The sequence below is a fragment of the Micromonospora sp. B006 genome (assembly GCF_003408515.1).
GTDB classification, from domain to species: Bacteria; Actinomycetota; Actinomycetes; order Mycobacteriales; family Micromonosporaceae; genus Micromonospora; species Micromonospora echinospora_A.
In genome coordinates this window covers 1318767-1338817 of sequence record NZ_CP030865.1, presented here as the reverse complement: position 1 = coordinate 1338817, position 20051 = coordinate 1318767, and the positions used below count along the sequence as shown (strand labels likewise).

Genomic DNA, 20051 nt, shown 5'->3' with positions numbered 1-20051 from the left:
ACGGCGCGCACCGGCGACGGCGGCGGGCGCGTCAAGGGCGGGGCGGGTCCTCCTCGGCCGGGGCGGTGCCGTCTATGGGCAGGCCGAACTCCGCAGGTGAGTTCTCGTCGGTTCCGTCCAGGTCCGCGTGCGGCTCGTCCGGGGTGACGTCGTCGGGGTCGGCACCTCCGGCGTGCAGTTCGGAAAGCTCAACCGGATCAGTCATGCCGCCCTGGTACCCGCCCGGCGCCGCCCGAACCCGGCGGTGCCGGGGGGCGTCCGTTCCAGGGCGAGCCGGAAGAGCACCTCCGCGTCGAGGGCGTCCTGGCGCTCAAGCGCGGCTACGCCGAGTGGTCCGAGAGCGAGAACGCCGAATACTCACTCCCGCCCTACGCCCTGGCCGCACTGGGCTGACGCTCGTCCGCCCGAAACAACCAACTCGGGTCGGAAGCTCGGCGGCGAGACGGTGGGATCACTCGTCGGTGCGGTCCGAGGAACCGGAGCCGCCGGGCGTTCCCTGGGTGTCGAACTCGGGGCTGTCCTGGGACGAGATGGCGGTGGAAACGAGGCTGGAGGCGACCGGCTGAACGGGGATCACGTCCTCCGGCGTACGCAACCGGGGCGCCGCGGGCATCCACGGCTTGAGGTTCTGGATGATCTGCTCGTAGAAGTCGTCGATGGCGTGCAGCACGGAGTCGATGAAGGCGCCCCGGCCGCTGCCACGCTTGGTTCCCGCAGCTGCGCTCTGGGCGATACGGAAGGCCCGCAGTTCACGCGAGGGATCGGTGATGAGCGTCGTCGGCTCGGCGCGTACCTGACGGAGGAGATCGGTGGCGCCACCGCCCCGGGCGTGCATGGCGAATGCCTCGATCCGGACCGTGTCCGGCGCGTCCTTCAGTTGACGGACCAGCCAGTTCACCCGGGTGGTCGGTCGGCCGGACCGCGGAGCGTCGACATCGACGTGGCAGACGATCTGCCCGGCCCGCAGATCGGCCGTCACGTGAAGGTGCCCGACCGCGCCCGGAATGCGGATGCTGCCGCTCAGGGTGCCGGCACCGGCGAGTTGATTGGCGAGCGACTGGGTGCGTGCGGCCGGATCGGCGAGGTCGCGGCGGCTCAGCGCGGGAGTGACGTCGGTGCCCAACTGTCGGCCGAGTCGGAGGCACGCGTAACGGATCAAGGCGTCGAAGCGCCCGGCGACCTGCGCTGCCGCGTCGTCGCCGGCCCGCAACGTCCCGGCCGACACCCCGTCCCGAACCTGCACCCAGGCCGGTCCCATGTCGCTGAACTCAAGAGCGCCCGAACGCGGGTGTTCGAGATATCGGATCAGCTCGCCCAGAACCCATGCCTGATCCGGGTCTGCGATGCCACGGTATTCCTTCTGAATCACGGCCTGGGTCAGGATCTCCGTCCAGGGCAGGTGATACAGGGCGACCTTGCGCAGTTTCCGGCGATCGATGGTCGTCGGATGCTGACCCGGGACGGGAGCGATCTCGTTGGAGATCGTGATGAGGGCGTCGAATCCCTGCTCGCGCGCGATGTCCAGGTAGGCCTCCAACTGCTCGGATCGCAGCGGGTTGCTGCCGGTCTTCACCTCCACGAGTGCGGTCCACTGACGCTGTCCTCTGGTGACGCGGATGAGGCCATCCGGAAAGAGCTGCTGGTTTCCGAGCTTGAAGGGAACCTCGATGAAGGTCTGCACGACTCCGGCCGGCGCGCCGACGGACTGGGTCAGGACACGTCCGAACTCCCGGACCGCGCTCATCACCGCCAGCAGGGCGGAGGTCGCCCGGCGTTCCTGCTCCTCGGCGCCGTTGATGCCCGAGGTGGGAATCAGACGCGCCGCGAGCCAGGCTTCCTCAGACATAAGTGACTCCTCGTGAATGCGGTGGTACGAGAAGTTACTCGCGGGCACGGTCGAAAAGTGGCGCGACCATCGGCGCGTACGAACGGAAAGAGTTGACCAGTCGGATGTCGAGCGATCCGTCCCGGTCGAAACCGAATGCCGGACGGATAGGCCAGCTCATCAATTCGGCTTTGGTCCGCTTCTCAGTCCGATACCTGACTGCGAATGACAAGGATCGAGTCGCGTGGGTGGAACGCCGTGGGTGTCAAACGGGCGCGGAGACACCCATGACGTTCCACCCGGCAGCTCGCGTGCCCGCCCGCGCGGGCGGTTCAGGGGTGCGGCAGGTGTCGTTCGAGGCCGTCGAAGAGCAGGTCGAGGGTGAACTCGAACTCGGTCTGAGAGTCGCACCAGCCCAGCGTCGGATCGGCCACGTCGTGCGTCTCGGCGGCGACCATCGCGGCCAGGTGCGGCAGCCGTTCGGCCAGCGCCATCATCTCCGCTTCCGCGGCGGCCTCGTCGGCTTCCCCGGCCGCGTCCGGCCGGAACACCTCCTGGGCGAAGCCGAGCGCCATGCTGCCGAACGCGTGCAGCGCCCGGTGGGCGATCCGGTACGAGAAGCCGCCCTCGACGAGGGTGGCGAGGATGCCGTCGTAGTAGGCGTACACCCCGGCGGGGACGGTCGGGCGGGAGCTGAACAGCGCGGGGGCCCACGGGTGCCGCAGCATGACCGCGCGCGCGGCGAGGAAGCGCAGCCGCAGCCGGGTACGCCAGTCACCGCCGGGCGCGTCCGCCTCGGCAAGCTCGGCGGCTGAGGTGATCTCCGTGGCGACCGCGTCGACGAGGCCGTCGAGCAGTCCGGCCTTGCCGGGTAGGTGGTGGTAGAGCGACATGGCCTCGACGCCGAGTTCGGCGGCGAGCCGGCGCATCGTGAGCGCCTCCATCCCTTCCGCGTCGACAAGGGCGATCGCACTGGCCAGGGCCCGCTCGCGGCTCAGCGGCTCCCGAGGTTTCCTCGCTCCCATCCGGCTCCCCATCTCCCCTTGACCTTACAACGTATGGTCGGCCTTACGACGTAAGGCAAGCTCAGCCACGACACGTCGATCACCCCCATAGGAGCCGCCATGCACCAGCTGATCCGTACCGCCCGCGTGACCGGGCTGTTCTACCTCGGGCTCGCCGTCACCGGCGCGCTGGGGTTCCTCACCGTCCGCCCGATGATCTTCGACGCGGACGACGCGGGCGCGACGTTCGCCAACCTGGTGGCCCACGAGTCGCTGGCGCGCGTCGGCATCGCCCTGGAACTGCTGGTCGTCCTGACACAGGCGCTCACCGCCGTCTGGTTCCACCGCCTGTTCCGCAGTGTCGACAGCACCGCCGCGGGCAGCATCGCCGCCTTCGGGCTCGTCAACGCCGTCGCGATCCTCGGCAGCGCGGCCCTGCTCGCCACGGCCCTGGGGGTGGCGACCGGCGGGCCGGGCGACGCCGACACCGTCCAGCTGCTCTACCTGGTCAGCGGGAACCTGTGGGAGGTGGGCGGGCTCTTCTTCGGCCTGTGGCTGGTGCCGATGGGCTGGTGCGTGCTCCGGTCCGGCTGGCTGCCCCGCCCCCTCGGCTGGGTCCTCGTCGCCGGCGGCGTCGGCTACGTGCTCATGACGTTCGTCGCGTACCTCGCCCCCGGCGCCGGCATCGCCGGTGACCTGCTGGTGGTGCCCGCAACGGTGGGCGAGGTGTGGATCCTCGGCTACCTGATCGTCTTCGGCGTGCGGAAGCAGGAGGAGGTGGACGCCGAGGTGACGAGAGCCTAGGCGGGGCTCGCGGCGAGGGCGACACCCCGGGCGTACCGGATGGCGGCCGGGGTGTCCGCGAACACCAGGCCCTCGCGGCGCAGCTCCTCGGCGACGCCGAGCGTGCTGAGCACCTGGTCGTGGCCCGGGGTGATGCCGGAGATCAGCACCGTGATCCCCCGGGCCCGCAGCCGGGCGATGGCGTCGCCGAGCACCTGGGCGCCCGTCGCGTCGATGGTGGAGACGCGGGACATCCGCAGGATCACCACCCGCACGTCGGCCACCTCGGCCAGCTCCAGCAGGAACGTGTGCGCGGCGGCGAAGAACAGCGGCCCGTCGAGCCGGTACGCCACGATGTGCTCGGCGAGCAGCTCGTGCTCCTCGGCGCTGTGCTCGCCGGTGTCCAGCGGCACCTGTTCCAGCCTGGCGCTGCGGGCCACCGCACGCAGCGCCAGCACGACCGCGGCGGCGAGCCCGACGACCACAGCTGTCACCAGGTCCCAGATCACAGTGACGGCGAACGTCAGCACCAGCACCACCGCGTCGGCCCGGGTGGCCCGCATCAGCGCCAGCAGGGAGGCCGCCTCCACCATCCGGACGGTGGTGGCGAGCAGCACGCCGGCCAGGGCGGCCAGCGGGATGCGGCCCACGAGCGGGGCGGCGGCGAGCACGATCGCGGCGAGGGCGACCGCGTGGGTGAGCGCGGCGAGCTTCGAGGACGCCCCGGCGCGGACGTTGACCGCCGTACGGGCGATGGCGGCGGTCGCCGGGATGCCGCCGAACACCGGGGAGGCGAGGTTGGCCAGGCCCTGGCCGAACAGTTCCCGGTCGGGGTCGTGCCGCTCGCTCACCGTCATGCCGTCCGCCACGGTGGCGGAGAGCAGGCTCTCCAGCGCGGCGAGCGCGGCCACTGCGAGGGCGCTGGGCAGCAGCACGCCCACCGCGCCGAAGTCGAGGAAGGCCAGCGACGGCGCGGGCAGCCCTTGCGGCAGCTCGCCGATCCGGGCCAGGTCGATCGGGGCCAGCTCGGCGAGGATCGTGGCGGCGGCCACCCCGACCAGGGAGAACGGCACGGCGGGCCGCCACCGGGCGCCGAGCAGCATCAGCGCCGCCACGCCGAGCGCCACAGCGATCGCGGCGGGCCGGGGCTGCGCGGCGAACCGGGCGACCGCGTCGGCGGCCACCGCCCACACCTTCTCGCCGTGCGCGGCGGTGACGCCGAGCGCGGCCGGCACCTGTTGCAGCGCGATGACGACGGCGATGCCGGCGGTGAAGCCCTCGATCACCGGAGTCGGCAGGTAGCGGACGTACCGGCCGAGGCGGGCCAGCGCGAGCGCGATCAGGATCAGCCCGGCCAACGCGCCGACCATCAGCACGCCACCGGCGCCGAACTGCTGCACCACCGGCACCAGCACGACGGTCATGGCCCCGGTGGGACCGGAGACCTGGAGGTTGGAGCCGCCGAAGATCGCCGCGACCGCCCCGGCGACGACGGCGGTGACCAGACCGGCCTGCGCGCCGAGTCCGGAGGTGACGCCGAAGGCCAGCGCCAGCGGCAGCGCCACCACGGCGACGGTGAGCCCGGCGAGCAGGTCGCGCCGGGGCGAGCGGCGCACTGCCGCCCAGTCGGCCCGGCCGGGCAGCAGCCCGCCGAACAGCCGGCCCGCCTGCCGGACGAGGTCACCGGCGCGAAGGGCCGCCCCGTTCACCGGTCCGTCCCGGAGGCCCGCAGTTCGTCCAGCAGGGCGTCCCGGTCGGTGAGGACCGCGCCGAGGATGCGCCGCCCGGCGGCGAGCAGGTCGGCCACGTCGGGGGTGCTGAGCGCGTACATGACCAGGGGGCCGTCGCGGTAGGAGGTGACCATGCCGGCGCGGCGCAGCACGGCGAGCTGCTGGGAGAGGTTCGACGCCTCCACGTCGATGGCGGCGAGCAGGTCGCGTACCGGCTTCGGCCCGTCCTGGAGCAGTTCGAGCACCCGGATGCGGACCGGGTGCCCGAGGGTGCGGAACAGCTCCGCCTTGGCCTGGTACAGCGGCACCGACATGACTCACCCCTCCGACGACTCTGAAGACTTTAGCACTTGCAGAAGTCTTCAAATCGACGGAGATGGGCGTCCACCGCCTCAGAGCAGGTCGTTGACGCAGCGCAGCACCGGGCGGCGGGTGAGCGCGTCGGCGTCGAGCGGGCCGGGCGCGCGCACGGTGAACGTCACGCTCTCCCCCGGCAGCAGCGTCACCAGCGCCCGGTCCACCTGCGCGGCCGGGTCGAGGCGATCGGCGAACAGCGTCAGGTCGCGCAGCACGGTCCGCGCGGTCACCCGGACCTGCCAGCCGCCGTCCGCCGGTTCGACGGTCGCGTCCCACTCCGCCGCCGGCCACCGCACGTCGCGGTCCTCGGCGAAGAACCACAGCGCGCGCTCCGCGGCGTCCCCGGCGTCCGCGACGAGCAGTTCGGCGCGGCCGTCGTCCGGCCGCGCCAGCTCCGCCGGCAGTTCCACCACCACCGAGGAGTACGCCGGGAGGTCGAGGTCGACCGAGGTCTTCGCCCTCGGCTCCCCGGTGACTGTCAGCCGGGTGACGGTGGCCGGCCCGTTCCACGCCTCGGCGGTCTCGTTCACCGCGACCAGCGTCAGCCCACCGTCGCGCGGCTGCACGGTGAGCAGCCGGTCGGCGTAGGCGCGGCGCAGCGCGTACCACAGGGGTTTGCGACGGCCGTCGCCGTCGATCGCCGACCAGGACGTGACCGGCCAGCAGTCGTTCAGCTGCCACACGACGGTGCCGGCGCAGACCGGCCGGTGCGAGCGGAAGTGCTCCACGCCGAGCTGGATGGCGCGGGCCTGGTTGAGCTGGGTGAGGTAGTGCCAGTCGTCGAAGTCGGCGGGCGGCGGCAGGTGGGCGTCGAGCCCGCGCCGGAGCTTTCCGTCCCCGTCGGCGGCCTTCTGGTGGTGGGCCATGCCCGGCGAGTCGTGCGCGAGCGGTTCGTCGGAGAGCGCCCGGCGCAGCGTCGCGTACGCGGGCGGCGCCTGGTAGCCGAACTCGGCCACGAACCGCGGCACGTAGTCCCGGTAGCGGGTGTAGTCGTCGGTGTTCCACACGTCCCAGATGTGCGTGGTGCCGTGCGCCGGGTCGTTGGGGTGCAGTTCCTCGCTGCCGGACCAGGGACTTCCCGGCCAGTACGGGACCGTCGGGTCCAGTTCGCCGACGACGGCGGGGAGCAGCTCCAGGTAGTAGCCGCGTCCCCAGGTGCGCCCGGCCAGGGGCTCCTGCCAGTCCCAGTCGTGCCAGCCCCAGATGTTCTCGTTGTTGCCGGTCCAGAGCACCAGCGACGGGTGCCCGGTGAGCCGGGTGACCTGCTCCCGCGCCTCCGCCTCGACCTCGGCGCGGAACGGCTCCTCCTCCGGGTACGCCGCGCAGGCGAACAGGAAGTCCTGCTGCACCAGCAGCCCCATCTCGTCGGCCAGGTCGTAGAAGTCGTCCGACTCGTACCGGCCGCCGCCCCAGACGCGCAGCAGGTTGACGTGCGCGCCGGCCGCCTGGCCGAACTGCTGCGCGAGACGGTCCCGGGTGACCCGGTTCGGGAACGCGTCGTCGGGGATCCAGTTGACGCCCTTCACCCATACCGGCACGTCGTTGACGTGCAGCGCGAACGGGGTGCCGTGGGCGTCGGGCGTGGTGTCCAGCCGTACCGAGCGGAACCCGATCCGGCGGGACTCGGCGTCCAGCTCCCGGCCGTCGGCTGCGTGCAGGCTCACGTCGAGGTCGTAGCGCGGCTGGTCGCCGTACCCGATGGGCCACCACAGCGCGGGGTCCGCGACGGTGAGCGTCACGACGGCGGTCCGCTCCCCCGCCGGTACGGCGATCTCGGCGGTGACCCCGGCGACGGCGGCACGGACGGTCAGCGGCTCGTCGCCGGTCCGCTCCACCTCGGCGTGCAGCTCGACCCGGCCGACGCCGTCGACCACAGTGACGAGCGGCCGGACCGACGCGAGCCGAGCCGTGGACCAGGCGTGCAGGCCGATGTCGCGCCAGATGCCGGCGGTGACGAGCGTCGGTCCCCAGTCCCAGCCGAAGTTGCAGGCGGTCTTGCGGATGAAGTGGAACGGCTCCGGATAGGCGTTGGGCCGGTCGCCGAGCCGGTCCCGGTGCGCCTCGGCGTACCGGTAGGGGGAGTCGAAGCGTACGGCCAGGGTGTTGCCGTCCGGGCGCAGCAGCGCGCGGACGTCGAAGCGGTACGAGCGGTGCTGGTTCTCGGTGCGGCCGACCTCGACGCCGTTGAGCGTCACTGTGGCGACGGTGTCCAGGCCGGCGCAGACCAGGTCGACCCGCTCGTCGTCGCCGGGCCGCCACCCGAACGTGGTCTGGTAGACCCAGTCGGTGCGGCCGATCCAGGTGAGGCGGTTCTCGTTGTCGTCCCGGTACGGGTCGGGGATGAGGCCGGCCGCGAGCAGGTCGGTGTGCACACAGCCGGGCACCGTCGCCGGCACCGCCAGCCCGGCGATCTCCGGTGGCACCGCCGGGCCGGGCTCGGCCCGCAGCGTCCACCCCTCGTGCAGCGACATTCGACGGCTCACGACTTCACCGCGCCTTCCATGATTCCGCGGACGATCTGACGTCCACCGATGAACAGCATGACCAGCAGGGGGACGGTGGCGATGAACGCGCCAGCGAGCACCCGCCGGTAGATCACGTAGTTGCCGCTTGCCAGGTCGGAGACCGCCACCATCGACGTCGGGTAGTCGGTGCCGCTGAGCGTGATCAGCGGCCACTGGAAGTCGTTCCAGGTGGCCACGAACGTGAGCAGGCCGAGCACCGCCAGGGCCGGGCGGATCGCCGGGAGCACGATCGTCGCGTACACCCGCATGGTCGTGGCACCGTCGACCCGGGCCGACTCGACAAGCTCGTCCGGGACGGTGTTCACGATGAACTGCCGCATGTAGAACACGCCGAACGCGGTGACCAGGCCGGGCGCGATGACCGCCAGCAGCGTGCCGTTCCAGCCGAGCTCGCCCATCACGATGTAGAGCGCGACGATCCCGAGCTGGTTGGGCACGGTGAGCGTGAGCACCACGAACAGCATCAGCGCGCCGCTGCCCTTGAAGCGCAGCTTGGCGAACGCGAACCCGGCCAGCGAGCAGAAGAACAGCACCGAGGCGGTCACCACCGCGGAGACGATGACGCTGTTGACGAGCGACGCGGCGAAGTAGACGTCCTGGAGGGAGAAGACCTCCTCGACGTTCGTCAGGAACCGGTCGCCGGGGATCACCGCGGGCGGTAGCTTCGCCAGCGCCTCGTCGTTGCTGGTGGCGATGACGAACATCCAGTAGAGCGGGAACGCGGCGAACAGCATGCTGACCGCGAGGAGCAAGTAGGTCCAGAGGCCGGCCGGGGTGTCCTGCGGGGCCCGGGCCACCACACGTCGGGTCGTCACCGGCGGCCTCCGGAGAGTCGGTTGGTCAGCAGGTAGTTGAGGCCGGCCACGATCAGGATGATCAGGAACAGCGCCCAGGACATGGCGGCGGCGTAGCCGAGGTTCAGGTCCTTCCAGCCGACCTTGTAGATGAGCTGGGCGATGGTCTGCCACTCACCGTCCGGCCCGCCGGTCGCAGCCTGCGCGTTCGGGTCGAACAGCATCGGCTCGGTGAACAGCTGCAACCCGCCGATGGTGGAGAGGATGACTGTGAACAGGACCACCGGCTGGATCATCGGGACGGTGATCCGCCACAGCTGCTTCCACTGCCCGGCGCCGTCGATCGCCGCGGCCTCGTAGACGTCACGCGGGATGGACTGCATGGCGGCCAGGTAGAGCAGCGCGTTGTAGCCGATCCACTTCCAGTTGACCATCGTGGCGATGGCGATCCAGGCCTGGAGCTTGCCGGCCCGCCAGTCGATCGGGTCGTCCGCGCCGCCGATGCCGAGCAGGCCGAGCGCCCAGTTCGCCATGCCGAAGTCGCGGGAGAAGAAGACGCTGAACACCATCGTCGAGGCCACGATCGGTGTCACGTACGGCAGCAGCACGCCGACCCGCCACCACGTCTGCGCCCGGAGCTTGCGGTTGAGCAGCGACGCGACGAGCAGTGCGAGCAGCAGTTGCGGCACCGTGGAGAGCAGGAAGATGCCGAACGTGTTGGCCAGGGCGTTCCAGAAGTCCTCGTCGGCGATCAGGCGGCTGAAGTTCTCCATGCCCGCCCAGTACGGCAGCGTCGGGTCGTCCAGCCGGTAGTTCCGCAGCGACACGACCGCGTTGAACAGCAGCGGGAACAGCCCGAACACGATGAAGAGCAGGAAGAACGGCGCGATCATCAGGTACGGCATGTAGCGCATGTCGAAGCGGTACAGCCGGTCGCGCCAGGTCATCCGCCGGTCGCCGGCACTGCCGCGCTGCGGCACGGGTTGGCGGCGGGACGGCGCGGCACGGGTGCTGGACATCTGTTCACTCCAGGGCCGGGAGATCGGACGGGGACGGGGCGGACCGGGCCGCCCCGTCACCGCTGACGTGTCAGGACTTCGCGGCCTTCTCGGCCTCCTTGACCGCCTCGGACCAGGCGGCGTCGGACTTGAGCGACTTGTTCTCCACCCGCCGGATCACGTTCTCCACCGCCACCCGGGTCGGGCCGTTCTTGCGGCCCAGGTACTGCGGGGTGAGGCCCTGCGCCATCTTCGGGAAGATCTGGCCGACCGGGGCGTCGTTGAAGAACGGGTTCTTGAAGTCGGCGATGGCCGGGTCGGCGTAGAGCGCCGGCTGCGACGGCAGGTTCCCGACCTTTTTGAAGATCTCGATCTGCTGCTCCGGCGCGACCAGCCAGGTCAGCAGCTTGTACGCCTCGTCGACGTTCTTGCCCTGCTTGGGCAGCGTCAGGAAGGAGCCACCCCAGTTGCCGCCGCCACCCGGTACCGCGGCGATGTCCCACTTGCCCTGGGTGCCGGGCGCGGTGTCCTTGATGTGACCGAGCATCCAGGCCGGGCAGGCCAGCACCGCGAACGCGCCGCTGGTGAAGCCCTTGTCCCAGTCGGCCTGGAAGCTGACCAGGTTGGCCGACAGCCCGGCGCCCACGGCCTTGACCGTGTAGTCGAACGCCACCTTCGGGCCCTGCTCCATCCGGAGCTGGTCCTGCTCGTCGTAGAACCCGACCGGCTGCTGGCCGAGGATCGGGTTGAACAGGTTGGTGCCGGCGTCGATGAACTTCTTCTTCGTCGTGGCGGTGTACTGCTGGCCGACCTCGATGAACCTGTCCCAGGTGGGCCAGAGCGCGGACACCTGGTCGCGTTCGGTGGGCAGGCCGGCGGCCTTGAACAGGTCGGTGCGGTAGCACATGGCCAAGCCGCCGACGTCGGTGCCGAGGCCGATCTGCGTCTTGCCGTCGGCCGACAGCGACTGCTTCCACTTCCAGGGCAGGTACTTGCTCTCGTACGAGCCGGCGCCCTTGTCGAGCAGGTTGACGAACTTGTCGGACTGGCTGCGGAACTGGACCATGAAGCCCTCGTCGATCGCCGCGATGTCCGGCGCGCCGTTGCCCGCGACGAGCTTCTTCTGCAGGTCCTCGTGCTGGGCGTTGTACTCGCCCGAGTTGAGCTGGATCTTGACATTCGGGTGCTCGGCCTCGTACCTGGCCTTGAGGTCCTGCAGGCCGAAGTCGCCCCAGAAGTTGATTTTCAGCGTCACCTGACCGCCACCCGCGTCCGAGCCGCCGGTGGTGCTCCGGCCGCTGCACGCGGCGACCATGACCAGGGCGACGGCACCGGCGGCGGTCACGCGCGCCAGGTGCGTCCAGGACCGTCTCATCTCATCCTCCGCGCCGAATGGGAACGCTCCACATATCGAGGAACGTTGACTGAACCGGATAAGTGAGGCCACCGTACGGTTCACCCCCAGGGCTGTCAACGGGCGGTTACGCACGTGCCGGCCCGGTAACCGCACCGCCTTACCGGACCGCAGGTGGAGGGGCATTTGCCCGGACACCGGGTGACCGGGGAGAGCGGCAGGCGCACTAAACTGAACCGCACAAGCAGTGGCCGCCGGACACCCCGGCCGGCCGCCGCCCACGCCGACCGGGCCGCGGCGGCGGTGCAGTAGCGTCACCAGACGCCGGTGAGCCCGGCGACCGAGAACGCCCGCGAGGGCCGGACACAGTGGAGGAACGCTGCGGTGAAGCGGCCGACCATCGCCGACGTCGCCCGGCGGGCCGGGGTCTCCAAGGGCGCGGTGTCGTACGCGCTCAACGGCCAGCCCGGCGTCTCCGAGGCGACCCGCCAGCGCATCCTCGCGATCGCCGCCGAGATCGGGTTCCGGCCGAGCAGCGCCGCCCGCGCGCTGTCCGGCGCGACCGCCAAGGCGGTCGGGCTGGCGCTGTGCCGCCCCGCCCGGATACTCGGCATCGAGCCGTTCTTCATGGAGCTGATCAGCGGCGTCGAGGCCGAGCTGTCGGCCCGCTCGTACGCGCTCACCCTCCAGGTGGTCAGCGACCAGGAGGCCGAGATCGCCGTGTACCGGCGGTGGTGGGCCGAACGCCGGGTCGACGGCGTGCTCGTCTGCGACCTGCGCACCGACGACCGGCGGGTGCCGGCGCTGGAGGAGCTGCAACTGCCGGCGGTGGTGATCGGCGGCCCCGGCCACACCGGTGGCCTGGCGAGCGTCTGGTCCGACGACGCGGCGGCGCTGGTCGAGACGGTGGAGTACCTGGTCGCGCTCGGGCACCGGCGCATCGCCCGGGTCGGCGGGCTGCCGTCGCTGCTGCACACCGAGATCCGCACCGAGGCGTTCACCGGCGTGTGCCGGCGGCTCGGGCTGGACGAGGCGCACACGGTCTGGTCCGACTACACCGGCGAGGAGGGCGCGCGGGCCACCCGCCGGCTGCTCAGCTCCGCCGCTCGGCCGACGGCTGTCGTCTACGACAACGACGTGATGGCGATCGCCGGGCTCTCGGTGGCCCAGGAGATGGGCCTGACCGTCCCCGGCGACCTGTCCATAGTGGCCTGGGACGACTCGCCGCTCTGCCGGCTGGTGCACCCGCCGCTGACCGCGCTGGGCCGGGACATCCCGGCGTACGGCGCGCACGCCGCCCGGCAGCTCCTGGCGGTGATCGCCGGTGAGCCGGCCGCCGTGGTCCAGGACGAGACCGCGCACCTCACGCCGCGCGGCAGCACCGCGCCACCTCGCACGGGGCGCTGAACCGGTTCAGCTCATCGGGCGGCGGACGGGAACTCTTCGAACCACGCCTCGACCCGCTCGGCGGTCGCCGGCCGGGCCAGCGCGAAGCCCTGCCCGTACCGGCAGCCGGCCCGCCGCGCGCCGGCCACCTGCCCCTCCGACTCCAGCTCCTCGACCACCAGTTCCACGCCGAGCCGGTCGGCCAGGTTCGCCACCACGTCGATCAGCGGGCGCTGCCCGTCCCCACCCGGCCCGACCAGGTGCGGGCCCACCTTGAGCAGGTCGATCGGGAGGCGGCGGAGCTGGGCGAGCGAGGCGTGCTCGGCGCGGAAGTCGTCGAGCGCGGTACGCACGCCGATCGAGCGGAGGCCGGCGAGCCGGGCCACCACGGTGGACAACTCGGCGCCCACAGCCGGCTCGGCCACCTCCACCACCAGCCGCTCCGGCGACACGTCGTACGCGGCCAGCGCGGTAGCGGTACGCGCCACGAAGTCCGGCGCGGCCAGCTCGCGCGGCGTCACGTTCACCGCCATCCACAGCTCCCGGCCGCCCTCCGACCACGCGGCGAGCTGGCGGCAGGCCCGGTCCACCACCCAGCGCCCGATCTCGCCGACCAGATCGAGGTCGGCCGCCACCGGCAGCAACTCCGCCGGCAGCACGGTGCCCAGCGTGGGACTGCGCCAGCGCAGCAACGCCTCGGTGCCGACCGGCACCCGCTCCGCGAGCGCCACCACCGGCTGGTAGACCAGGTCCAGCTCACCGCGCGCCACCGCCCCGGGCAGCTCCCGTTCCAGATCCAGGCGCCGGACCAGTTGCTCCTCCAGATAGGCGTCGTACCACTCGACCCGGTCCCGGCCGAGCTGCACCGCCCGGCGCCGGGCCAGGTCGGCCTGGCGCAACACGTCCTCCGGTTCGCCGCCGCCGGTCTCGGCCAGCCCGACGCTCACCCGCACCCGGGCCGCCCCGGACGGCCGCGGGTACGGCTCGGCCAGCGCTGCCAGCAGCCGCGTGCCGAGCGCGTACGCGAGCACCGGCCCGAGGTCGGTGAGGATCGCGTACTCGGTGTCGCCGAGCCGGCCGACCAGATCGTGCGCCTCGGCGCCGGCCCGGAGCCGGCGCGCGACCTCGGTGAGGACCGGGCCCTCCGGCACGGCGGCGCCCTCGCCGTGCAGGTCGACCACGAGCAGGGCACCGCCGCTGCGCTGCGCCATCGCCCGGACCAGATCCGCGCGGGTCAACGGCGCGGGCTCGGCGACCCGGGCGTCCGGTCCGAGCCGGCACCGCAACCACGCCTCACGGGCCGCGAGCCGTTGCACCCGGCGACGCTGGTCCGCGGCGGCGAGCAGTTCCCCCGCCATGATCGGCGGAATGACCGCCAGGCCCAGGGCCATCGCGCCGGTGCTGAACTCCCCCACCGCGCACAGGTGGACACCGGCGGCCAGCGCGGCGATCCCGGCCGGCGCGGTCAGGCGGGGCCAGGCGGCCGGTGCCAGGTCCCGGCCCGGCCGCTCCCCCGCCCAGGCGCGCCGCAGGCCGGCGACGGTGAGCAGCGCTCCCGCCAGCAGCGGCGCCGCGACCACCGGCAGCGCCCGTTCCGGCGCGTCGTACGCCAGCAGCACCACCAGCAGCGTCAACCCGCCGAGCGTCAGCGCCGCCCCGGCGTGGCAACCCGCGGCGCCCGGCCGGCGGCGGCGTTCGGCGAGGGCCGCCACCACGAGCACGGCCAGCACCACCGCGCCGCCCGACGCGGCGATCCCGGCGACGGCCCGGACCGGGCCGCCCGGCAGCAGCATCCAGCCGGCGAAGACCAGGCTGACGCCGAGCGCGAGCACGTCGACGCCACGGCGCACCAACTCGGGGCCGGACATCCGGGACCGGCCGGGCAGGCGCAGCAGCGCCGTCACGTACAGCGGCGTGGTGAGGCACAGCCCGGTCAGCGCGATCGGCAGCCGGTGCGCGGGATCGCTCAGCGGCAGCACCGCGACGGTGAGCCCGGCGACCAGGACGGCGGCGTCCAGGATCGCGGCGACCCGGCGGGACAGGGCGACCCGGCGCGCCTGCCGCCCCGTCGTCACGCCCGGCGCAGCGACGTCCCGGCGCTCGGGCAGGGCGGCGCCCGCGCTCCGGGCCGGCGATTCGGTGGTTCGGGCGTCGACGGTCGGCGGCACGTTCGGGGTGAGGTCGCTCGGAGCGGCGGGCAGCGCTCCGCCGGCCAGCCAGGCGAGCCGGACGCAGGCGAGCGCGGAGCCACCGGCGACGGCGAGCGCGGCGGCGGCCGGGCCGGGTAGAAGCCCGGCGACGCCCGCCAGGAGAAAGACCGCGCCGGTGAGCGACACGGCGACATCGGACAGGGGTGGCCGCCGACGGGGACCGGCGGGAGGAGGGACGGGCACGGCGGTCGCCTTCGTGAGGGGGCACGGGGGCGGTGCGGTTGCGGTTCGCGGTACGACGTGCGGGGGTCGGGGCAGGCGGGACGCATCGGCGGGGACCGCTGCGGCCACGCCTAGAAACGATCCCGGAAGCGCCTGGTGACGTCACCACACCAGTGACATGCGTCACACCCCCGCCCCTCTCCCTGACGAGATCTTGGTACGCAATCGCCCTCGGGAGGGCGGAGACGCACCAAGATCTCCAGAGTGGTTGGGCCGCGATGGGAGCGGCTTGCACCGCGAGGCGGGCCGGGGCGAGGGGTGGGGGGAGTCGGCCGGGTGGGATCATCGGAGGGTGAGCCGTGCCGATACCGTCCGTTTCCGACACAACCAGGCCATCCTGGTCGCCGCGATCGTCGCCGCCATCGGCGCGCTGCCGCTGGCCTCCGCCCGCTGGTGGCTGCTCTGGGTGCTGCTCGTCCCGGTCGCGGTGGCGGTCTGGGCGTGGCGCTCCGGCACCGACGCCGACGCCTCGGAACTGCCGCTGCGGGCGCTCGCCGGGCAACGCCGGGTGCCGTGGACGCGCGTCGCCGAACTGGCCGGCGACGCCCGGGGCCGCGCGCTCGCCCGGCTCGACGACGGCGAAGTCGTCATGCTGCCGGCGGTACGCGCCACCGAGCTGCCCCAGCTGATCGCCGTCACCGGGCAGGAGCTGCCCGGTGAGGCGAACGATCAGTAGCCGTCTACCACCCGGTTCGTCAGCTCCTCCCCGGCCGCGTACCGGCGCAGTTGCTCGGCCACCAGGCGGTACGCCCGGGGCAGCAGACCGCGTACCGAGCCGCCGATGTGCGGGGTGAGCAGCAGGTTCGGCAGCTCCCACAGAGGATGGTCGGCGGGCAGCGGCTCCGGATCGGTGACGTCCACCGCCGCGCGCAGGCGCCCCGAGGCCAGCTCGGCGAGCAGCGCCGGGGTGCTGACCACCGGCCCCCGCGCGGCGTTCACCAGCAACGCGCCGTCCGGCATCGCGGCCAGGAAACGCTCGTCGACCAGACCGCGGGTCTGGTCGGTCAGCGGCACCAGCAGCACCACCACGTCCGCCCCGGGCAGCAGCGCGGGCAGCTCGTCCACCCCGTGCACGCCCTGGTCCGGTCGCGGCGTACGGGCCACCAGCGTGAAGCTCACCTCGAACGGGGCGAGCCGGTCGCGTACCGCCGCGCCGATCGAGCCGGCGCCCACGATGAGCACGCGCTTGCCGGCCAGTTCGTCGGTCGGCGCCACCTCGTCGTACGCCCACTCGCGCCGCGCCTGCGCCCGGGCCAGCGGCGCGAACCCGCGCAGCGAGGACAGGATCGCGGCCACCACCCACTCGGCGGTGTGCGAGTCGTGCACGCCCCGGGCGTCGCAGAGCGTCACGCCGTCCGGGACGCGCCCGACCCAGGCGTCCGCGCCGGCGGAGAGAAGCTGCACCACCTCGACGTCCGGCAGCCGGGCCAGGAACGCGCCGGCGTCCGGGCCGGACAGGAACGGCGGTACCCAGAACCGCACCCCGTCGGGGGACGACGGGAGCCGGTCCGGGTCCGCCAGCAGCTCCACGGTGACGCCGGGCGGTGGCTCGCCGAGCAGCCGGAGGCCCTCGGGGTGCGGGATCCATGCCTTCACGACCGCCGACGATATCGGCCCCGGGACGGTGGGCGCGGCGTGACCCGTGACGAACACCGCGCCGGGAATGGAGTGGCGGTCCTGCGGGGTATAACCGAGTGCGGGACGCCGGCCGGGCGTTACGGTTGCTGAGGGCGGTGGCGATGAGCGAGGACGGCCCGGGGCGGATGTCCGTGCCGATTCCCGCATTGGCCGATCCCGACCGGTTGCGTGCGCTCGAGGAGACCCGGCTCGACGCCGTGCCCGACGAGGCGTTCGACAGGTTCGCCCGGCTGGTCGGCGACCTGCTCGACGTGCCGGTCGCGCTGGTCTCCCTGGTCGACGCCGACCGGCAGTTCTTTCCCGGCGCGACCGGGCTGCCGGAGCCCTGGGCGGCACGACGGCAGACACCGCTGAGCCACTCGTTCTGCCAGCACGTGGTGGACGTCGAAATGCCGTTGGTGTTGCCCGACGCCCGCCTCTCTCCCCGGGTACGCCTCAACCTGGCCATCGAGGACCTGGGCGTGGTGGCGTACGCCGGAATGCCGCTCACCGACCTGGACGGGCGGGTGCTCGGCTCGCTCTGCGCGATCGACAGCAAGCCCCGGGCCTGGACCGCGGAGCAGTTGCGTACGCTCGCCGACCTGGCGGCCGCGTGCTCCTCGGAGCTGCGGCTGCGCATCGCGGTCCGTGGCGCCGAGGAGGCCCGCCGCCGGGCCGAGGAGGCGCACGGCCGGCTCGCCATGCTGGCCGGGATGAGCCAGATGCTCGGCGGCACGCTCGACGTGGCCACCGCCGTCGACCGGCTCGGGCACGCCATGGTGCCGCTGCTCGCCGACTGGTGCCTCATCACGCTCGTCGACCCGGCGGGCCGCCCGCGCAGCGTCACCGGCGTGCACCGGGACGCCGACCGGGAGCATGACCTGGCCCGCTTCGCCGAGCTGCTGGTCACCGGCCTCGGCCCGGAGTCGCAGATCCGGTCGGTGCTGCGCACCGGGCGGCCGGTGGTGCGCGCGGTGGCCGGGCTGGCGGACGTGGCGCGCGGCGGCACCCACCCGGAGCTGGTGCCGCTCGCCGAGCGGCTCGGCGTCGGCTCCCACCTGACCGTGCCGATCACCGCCGCCGGGGACCGGATCATCGGGGCCGTCACGCTCGTCAACCGTCCGGGCCGGCGCGGCTTCGACGACAGCGACCTGCGCACCGCGCAGGACATCGGGGTACGCGCCGGACAGGCGGTCGGCAACAGCCGTCTCTACGGCGAGCAGCGCCACGTCGCCGAGGTGCTCCAGCACAGCATGCTGCCCACCCTGCCGACGGTGCCGGGGATCGAGCTGGCCGCCCGCTATCTGCCGGTCGCGGACCGGGTCGAGGTCGGTGGCGACTGGTACGACGCGTTCGTCCAGCCCGACGGCGAGCTGGTGGCCGCGATCGGTGACGTCGCCGGTCACGACATCGAGGCGGCGGCCACCATGGGTCAGTTGCGCAACCTGGTGCGCGGCAACGCGTACGGGCGCGACGACCCGGTGGAGAAGCTGGTGGCCCAACTCGACCGGGCCATGGGCGGGCTGCGGGTGCCCACTGTCGCCACCGCGGTGCTGGCCCGGATCCGCCCGGACGCGGACGGGCTGCGGGTCTCCTGGTGCAACGCCGGACACCCGCCGCCGGTGCTGGTCCGGGCGGACGGCACGGTCTCGGTGGCCGAAGGACGCGGCCCGCTGCTCGGCCTGGCCCACGTGCCGCGGCGTACCGGCCGGACGCTGGTCCTCGCCTCCGGCGACACGCTGCTGCTGCACACCGACGGGTTGATCGAGCGCCGGGACCGGCCGATCGACGAGGGGCAGGCCGACCTGCTCGCCCACCTCGGCGCCAACGGGCCGGGCGGATCGCTGGACCTCCTCTGCGATCGGCTGCTCGCCGCCGCGCACCGCCGCGAGGACGACGTCGCCCTGCTGGCCCTGCGCGCCGGCTGAGCGGACCGGTCCGGCTTCTCCGCCCTGTTCGACAGGCCGATCGAACGACGCTCGACCTGCCCGGTTCGGCGCTTCGCCCGGCTAGGCTGGGCCGGGTGAGAGCGCCTCTTCCGTACCCCCGTGTCCGCCGGCTCCGCACGGCGCTGGCGGTGTCCTGCGCGGCGCTGCTGCTGGGCAGCGCCGGTTGCGCCCTCGGCGAGCCCGAGCCGGACCCGGCCGGCGCGCCACCCAACCTGCCGAGCCCGTCCAGCACCGCCAGCCCGGGTGGGGCCGGCCAGCAGGTGGTCGCCACCGTGCTGGCCAAGGGCCTGGAGGTGCCGTGGGGCATCGCGTTCCTGCCCGACGGCGCGGCGCTGGTGACCGAGCGGGACAAGGGGCGGATCCTCCAGGTCGGCCCGGAGTCCGGCCCGGACGGGCTTGCCGTGCGGCCGGTGCAGACCGTGCCGGACGTGGTCGCCGGAGGCGAGGGCGGCCTGCTCGGCATCGCGGTCTCCCCGGCGTACGAGCAGGACCGGACGATCTTCGTCTACTACACCGCCGAGAACGACAACCGGATCGCCAAGATGCGGCTCGGGCAGGCGCCGACGCCGATCCTCACCGGCATCCCGAAGGCCGGCACGCACAACGGCGGCGGGCTGGGCTTCGGCCCGGACGGTTTCCTCTACGCCAGCACCGGGGACGCCGGGCGCACCGAGAACGCCCAGGACGCGAAGAGCCTCGGCGGCAAGATCCTGCGGATCACCCCGGACGGCAAGCCGGCGCCGGGCAACCCGACCGCCGGGTCGCCGGTCTGGTCGACCGGGCACCGCAACGTGCAGGGCTTCGCCTGGACGCCGGACAAGAAGATGTACGCGGTGGAGTTCGGGCAGAACACCTGGGACGAGATCAACCCGATCAACAAGGGCGGCAACTACGGGTGGCCCCGGGTGGAGGGGCGCAGCGACGACAGGCGCTACGTCAACCCGATCACGCAGTGGCCCACCGGTGACGCCTCCTGCTCCGGCCTGGCCGCCGTGGACCGGCTGCTGGTCACCGCCTGCCTGCGCGGGCAGCGGCTCTGGCTGGTGGAGCTGGCCGGCAACGGGACCGTCCTCGGTCAGCCGCGCGACCTGCTCACCGACAAGTACGGCCGGCTCCGGGCGGCGGCGGTGGCCCCGGACGGCTCACTCTGGGTGAGCACCTCGAACCGGGACGGGCGGGGCCGGCCCGCCGCCGAGGACGACCGCCTCCTGCGGCTGGTCTTCGCCGACGGGGGCGCCGGCCGGAGCTGATCCGGGTCGGCGGGTTTGTCAAGATCGCTCAAGGGGCAGGTCAGGAT

16 protein-coding genes are annotated in these 20051 nt (G+C 72.9%); 5 read left to right on the top strand and 11 right to left on the bottom strand.

Going from position 1 to position 20051, the window contains the following annotated elements:
• Window positions 1-31: 31 nt before the first annotated feature.
• The 3 genes from MicB006_RS31960 to MicB006_RS06505 all read right to left on the bottom strand — a co-directional run bounded on the left by MicB006_RS31960 (window position 32) and on the right by MicB006_RS06505 (window position 2862).
• Window positions 32-205, bottom strand: coding sequence for a hypothetical protein (locus MicB006_RS31960; protein ID WP_174534966.1), 174 nt, complete (start codon window positions 203-205; stop codon window positions 32-34).
• 246 nt (window positions 206-451) lie between these two features.
• Entirely contained in the window at window positions 452-1846 is a 1395-nt protein-coding gene (locus MicB006_RS06510) for a stress response protein (protein WP_116504544.1), read from the bottom strand.
• 311 nt (window positions 1847-2157) lie between these two features.
• On the bottom strand, window positions 2158-2862 hold the full coding sequence (locus MicB006_RS06505) for a TetR/AcrR family transcriptional regulator C-terminal domain-containing protein (protein WP_116504542.1): 705 nt from the start codon (window positions 2860-2862) through the stop codon (window positions 2158-2160).
• A gap of 87 nt (window positions 2863-2949) precedes the next feature.
• Here MicB006_RS06505 and MicB006_RS06500 point away from each other — a divergent pair, with 87 nt between their 5' ends.
• Window positions 2950-3633 carry a DUF4386 domain-containing protein gene (locus MicB006_RS06500; protein ID WP_116504539.1) on the top strand — a complete coding sequence of 228 codons (684 nt, stop codon included), beginning with the start codon at window positions 2950-2952 and terminating at the stop codon, window positions 3631-3633.
• Here MicB006_RS06500 and MicB006_RS06495 read toward each other — a convergent pair.
• From MicB006_RS06495 to MicB006_RS06470, 6 genes are all read right to left on the bottom strand, one after another.
• On the bottom strand, window positions 3630-5321 hold the full coding sequence (locus MicB006_RS06495) for a SulP family inorganic anion transporter (protein ID WP_116504537.1): 1692 nt from the start codon (window positions 5319-5321) through the stop codon (window positions 3630-3632). The genes MicB006_RS06500 and MicB006_RS06495 overlap by 4 nt on opposite strands.
• Window positions 5318-5656, bottom strand: a complete 339-nt coding sequence (locus MicB006_RS06490) for a helix-turn-helix transcriptional regulator (protein WP_013284484.1) — start codon at window positions 5654-5656, stop codon at window positions 5318-5320. Before MicB006_RS06490 ends, MicB006_RS06495 begins: the two co-directional genes overlap by 4 nt.
• 78 nt (window positions 5657-5734) lie before the next feature.
• On the bottom strand, window positions 5735-8182 hold the full coding sequence (locus MicB006_RS06485; RefSeq protein ID WP_116504536.1) for a glycoside hydrolase family 2 protein: 2448 nt from the start codon (window positions 8180-8182) through the stop codon (window positions 5735-5737).
• The gene (locus MicB006_RS06480) at window positions 8179-9039 is read right to left on the bottom strand and encodes a carbohydrate ABC transporter permease (RefSeq protein ID WP_116504534.1); all 861 of its coding nucleotides are present in this window, start codon (window positions 9037-9039) and stop codon (window positions 8179-8181) included. The genes MicB006_RS06485 and MicB006_RS06480 overlap by 4 nt, the downstream gene beginning before the upstream one ends.
• Window positions 9036-10037, bottom strand: coding sequence for a carbohydrate ABC transporter permease (locus MicB006_RS06475; protein WP_116504532.1), 1002 nt, complete (start codon window positions 10035-10037; stop codon window positions 9036-9038). Before MicB006_RS06475 ends, MicB006_RS06480 begins: the two co-directional genes overlap by 4 nt.
• Window positions 10038-10107: 70 nt before the next feature.
• A complete protein-coding gene (locus tag MicB006_RS06470) occupies window positions 10108-11391 on the bottom strand; it encodes an ABC transporter substrate-binding protein (RefSeq protein ID WP_116504530.1) in 1284 nt (427 codons plus the stop codon).
• A gap of 363 nt (window positions 11392-11754) precedes the next feature.
• On the opposite strand from MicB006_RS06470, the gene MicB006_RS06465 reads away from it, so the two are divergent.
• Window positions 11755-12777: a LacI family DNA-binding transcriptional regulator gene (locus MicB006_RS06465; RefSeq protein ID WP_116504528.1), complete on the top strand. Its 1023-nt coding sequence runs from the start codon at window positions 11755-11757 to the stop codon at window positions 12775-12777.
• Between the two features lie 11 nt (window positions 12778-12788).
• On the opposite strand, the gene MicB006_RS06460 is transcribed toward MicB006_RS06465, so the two are convergent.
• Window positions 12789-15092: an EAL domain-containing protein gene (locus tag MicB006_RS06460; protein WP_116504526.1), complete on the bottom strand. Its 2304-nt coding sequence runs from the start codon at window positions 15090-15092 to the stop codon at window positions 12789-12791.
• A 388-nt stretch (window positions 15093-15480) separates the two neighbouring features.
• Here MicB006_RS06460 and MicB006_RS06455 point away from each other — a divergent pair, with 388 nt between their 5' ends.
• The gene (locus MicB006_RS06455; protein ID WP_192900198.1) at window positions 15481-15864 is read left to right on the top strand and encodes a PH domain-containing protein; all 384 of its coding nucleotides are present in this window, start codon (window positions 15481-15483) and stop codon (window positions 15862-15864) included.
• Here MicB006_RS06455 and MicB006_RS06450 read toward each other — a convergent pair.
• Window positions 15858-16784: a 2-hydroxyacid dehydrogenase gene (locus MicB006_RS06450; protein ID WP_116504523.1), complete on the bottom strand. Its 927-nt coding sequence runs from the start codon at window positions 16782-16784 to the stop codon at window positions 15858-15860. The two genes, MicB006_RS06455 and MicB006_RS06450, sit on opposite strands and share 7 nt — an antisense overlap.
• 143 nt (window positions 16785-16927) lie before the next feature.
• On the opposite strand from MicB006_RS06450, the gene MicB006_RS06445 reads away from it, so the two are divergent.
• Window positions 16928-18733: a SpoIIE family protein phosphatase gene (locus tag MicB006_RS06445; RefSeq protein WP_116504521.1), complete on the top strand. Its 1806-nt coding sequence runs from the start codon at window positions 16928-16930 to the stop codon at window positions 18731-18733.
• A 95-nt stretch (window positions 18734-18828) separates the two neighbouring features.
• Complete coding sequence (locus MicB006_RS06440; RefSeq protein WP_116504518.1) at window positions 18829-20004, top strand: sorbosone dehydrogenase family protein; 1176 nt, start codon at window positions 18829-18831, stop codon at window positions 20002-20004.
• Window positions 20005-20051: the final 47 nt, after the last annotated feature.

Bases quoted from the DNA above. Each gene is read 5' to 3' on its own strand.
- MicB006_RS06510 (WP_116504544.1), bottom strand. From the start codon at position 1,846: ATGTCTGAGGAAGCCTGGCTCGCGGCGCGTCTGATTCCCACCTCGGGC.
- MicB006_RS06500 (WP_116504539.1), top strand. From the start codon at position 2,950: ATGCACCAGCTGATCCGTACCGCCCGCGTGACCGGGCTGTTCTACCTC.
- MicB006_RS06505 (WP_116504542.1), bottom strand. From the start codon at position 2,862: ATGGGGAGCCGGATGGGAGCGAGGAAACCTCGGGAGCCGCTGAGCCGC.
- MicB006_RS06445 (WP_116504521.1), top strand. From the start codon at position 16,928: ATGAGCGAGGACGGCCCGGGGCGGATGTCCGTGCCGATTCCCGCATTG.
- MicB006_RS06490 (WP_013284484.1), bottom strand. From the start codon at position 5,656: ATGTCGGTGCCGCTGTACCAGGCCAAGGCGGAGCTGTTCCGCACCCTC.
- MicB006_RS06470 (WP_116504530.1), bottom strand. From the start codon at position 11,391: ATGAGACGGTCCTGGACGCACCTGGCGCGCGTGACCGCCGCCGGTGCC.
- MicB006_RS06475 (WP_116504532.1), bottom strand. From the start codon at position 10,037: ATGTCCAGCACCCGTGCCGCGCCGTCCCGCCGCCAACCCGTGCCGCAG.
- MicB006_RS31960 (WP_174534966.1), bottom strand. From the start codon at position 205: ATGACTGATCCGGTTGAGCTTTCCGAACTGCACGCCGGAGGTGCCGAC.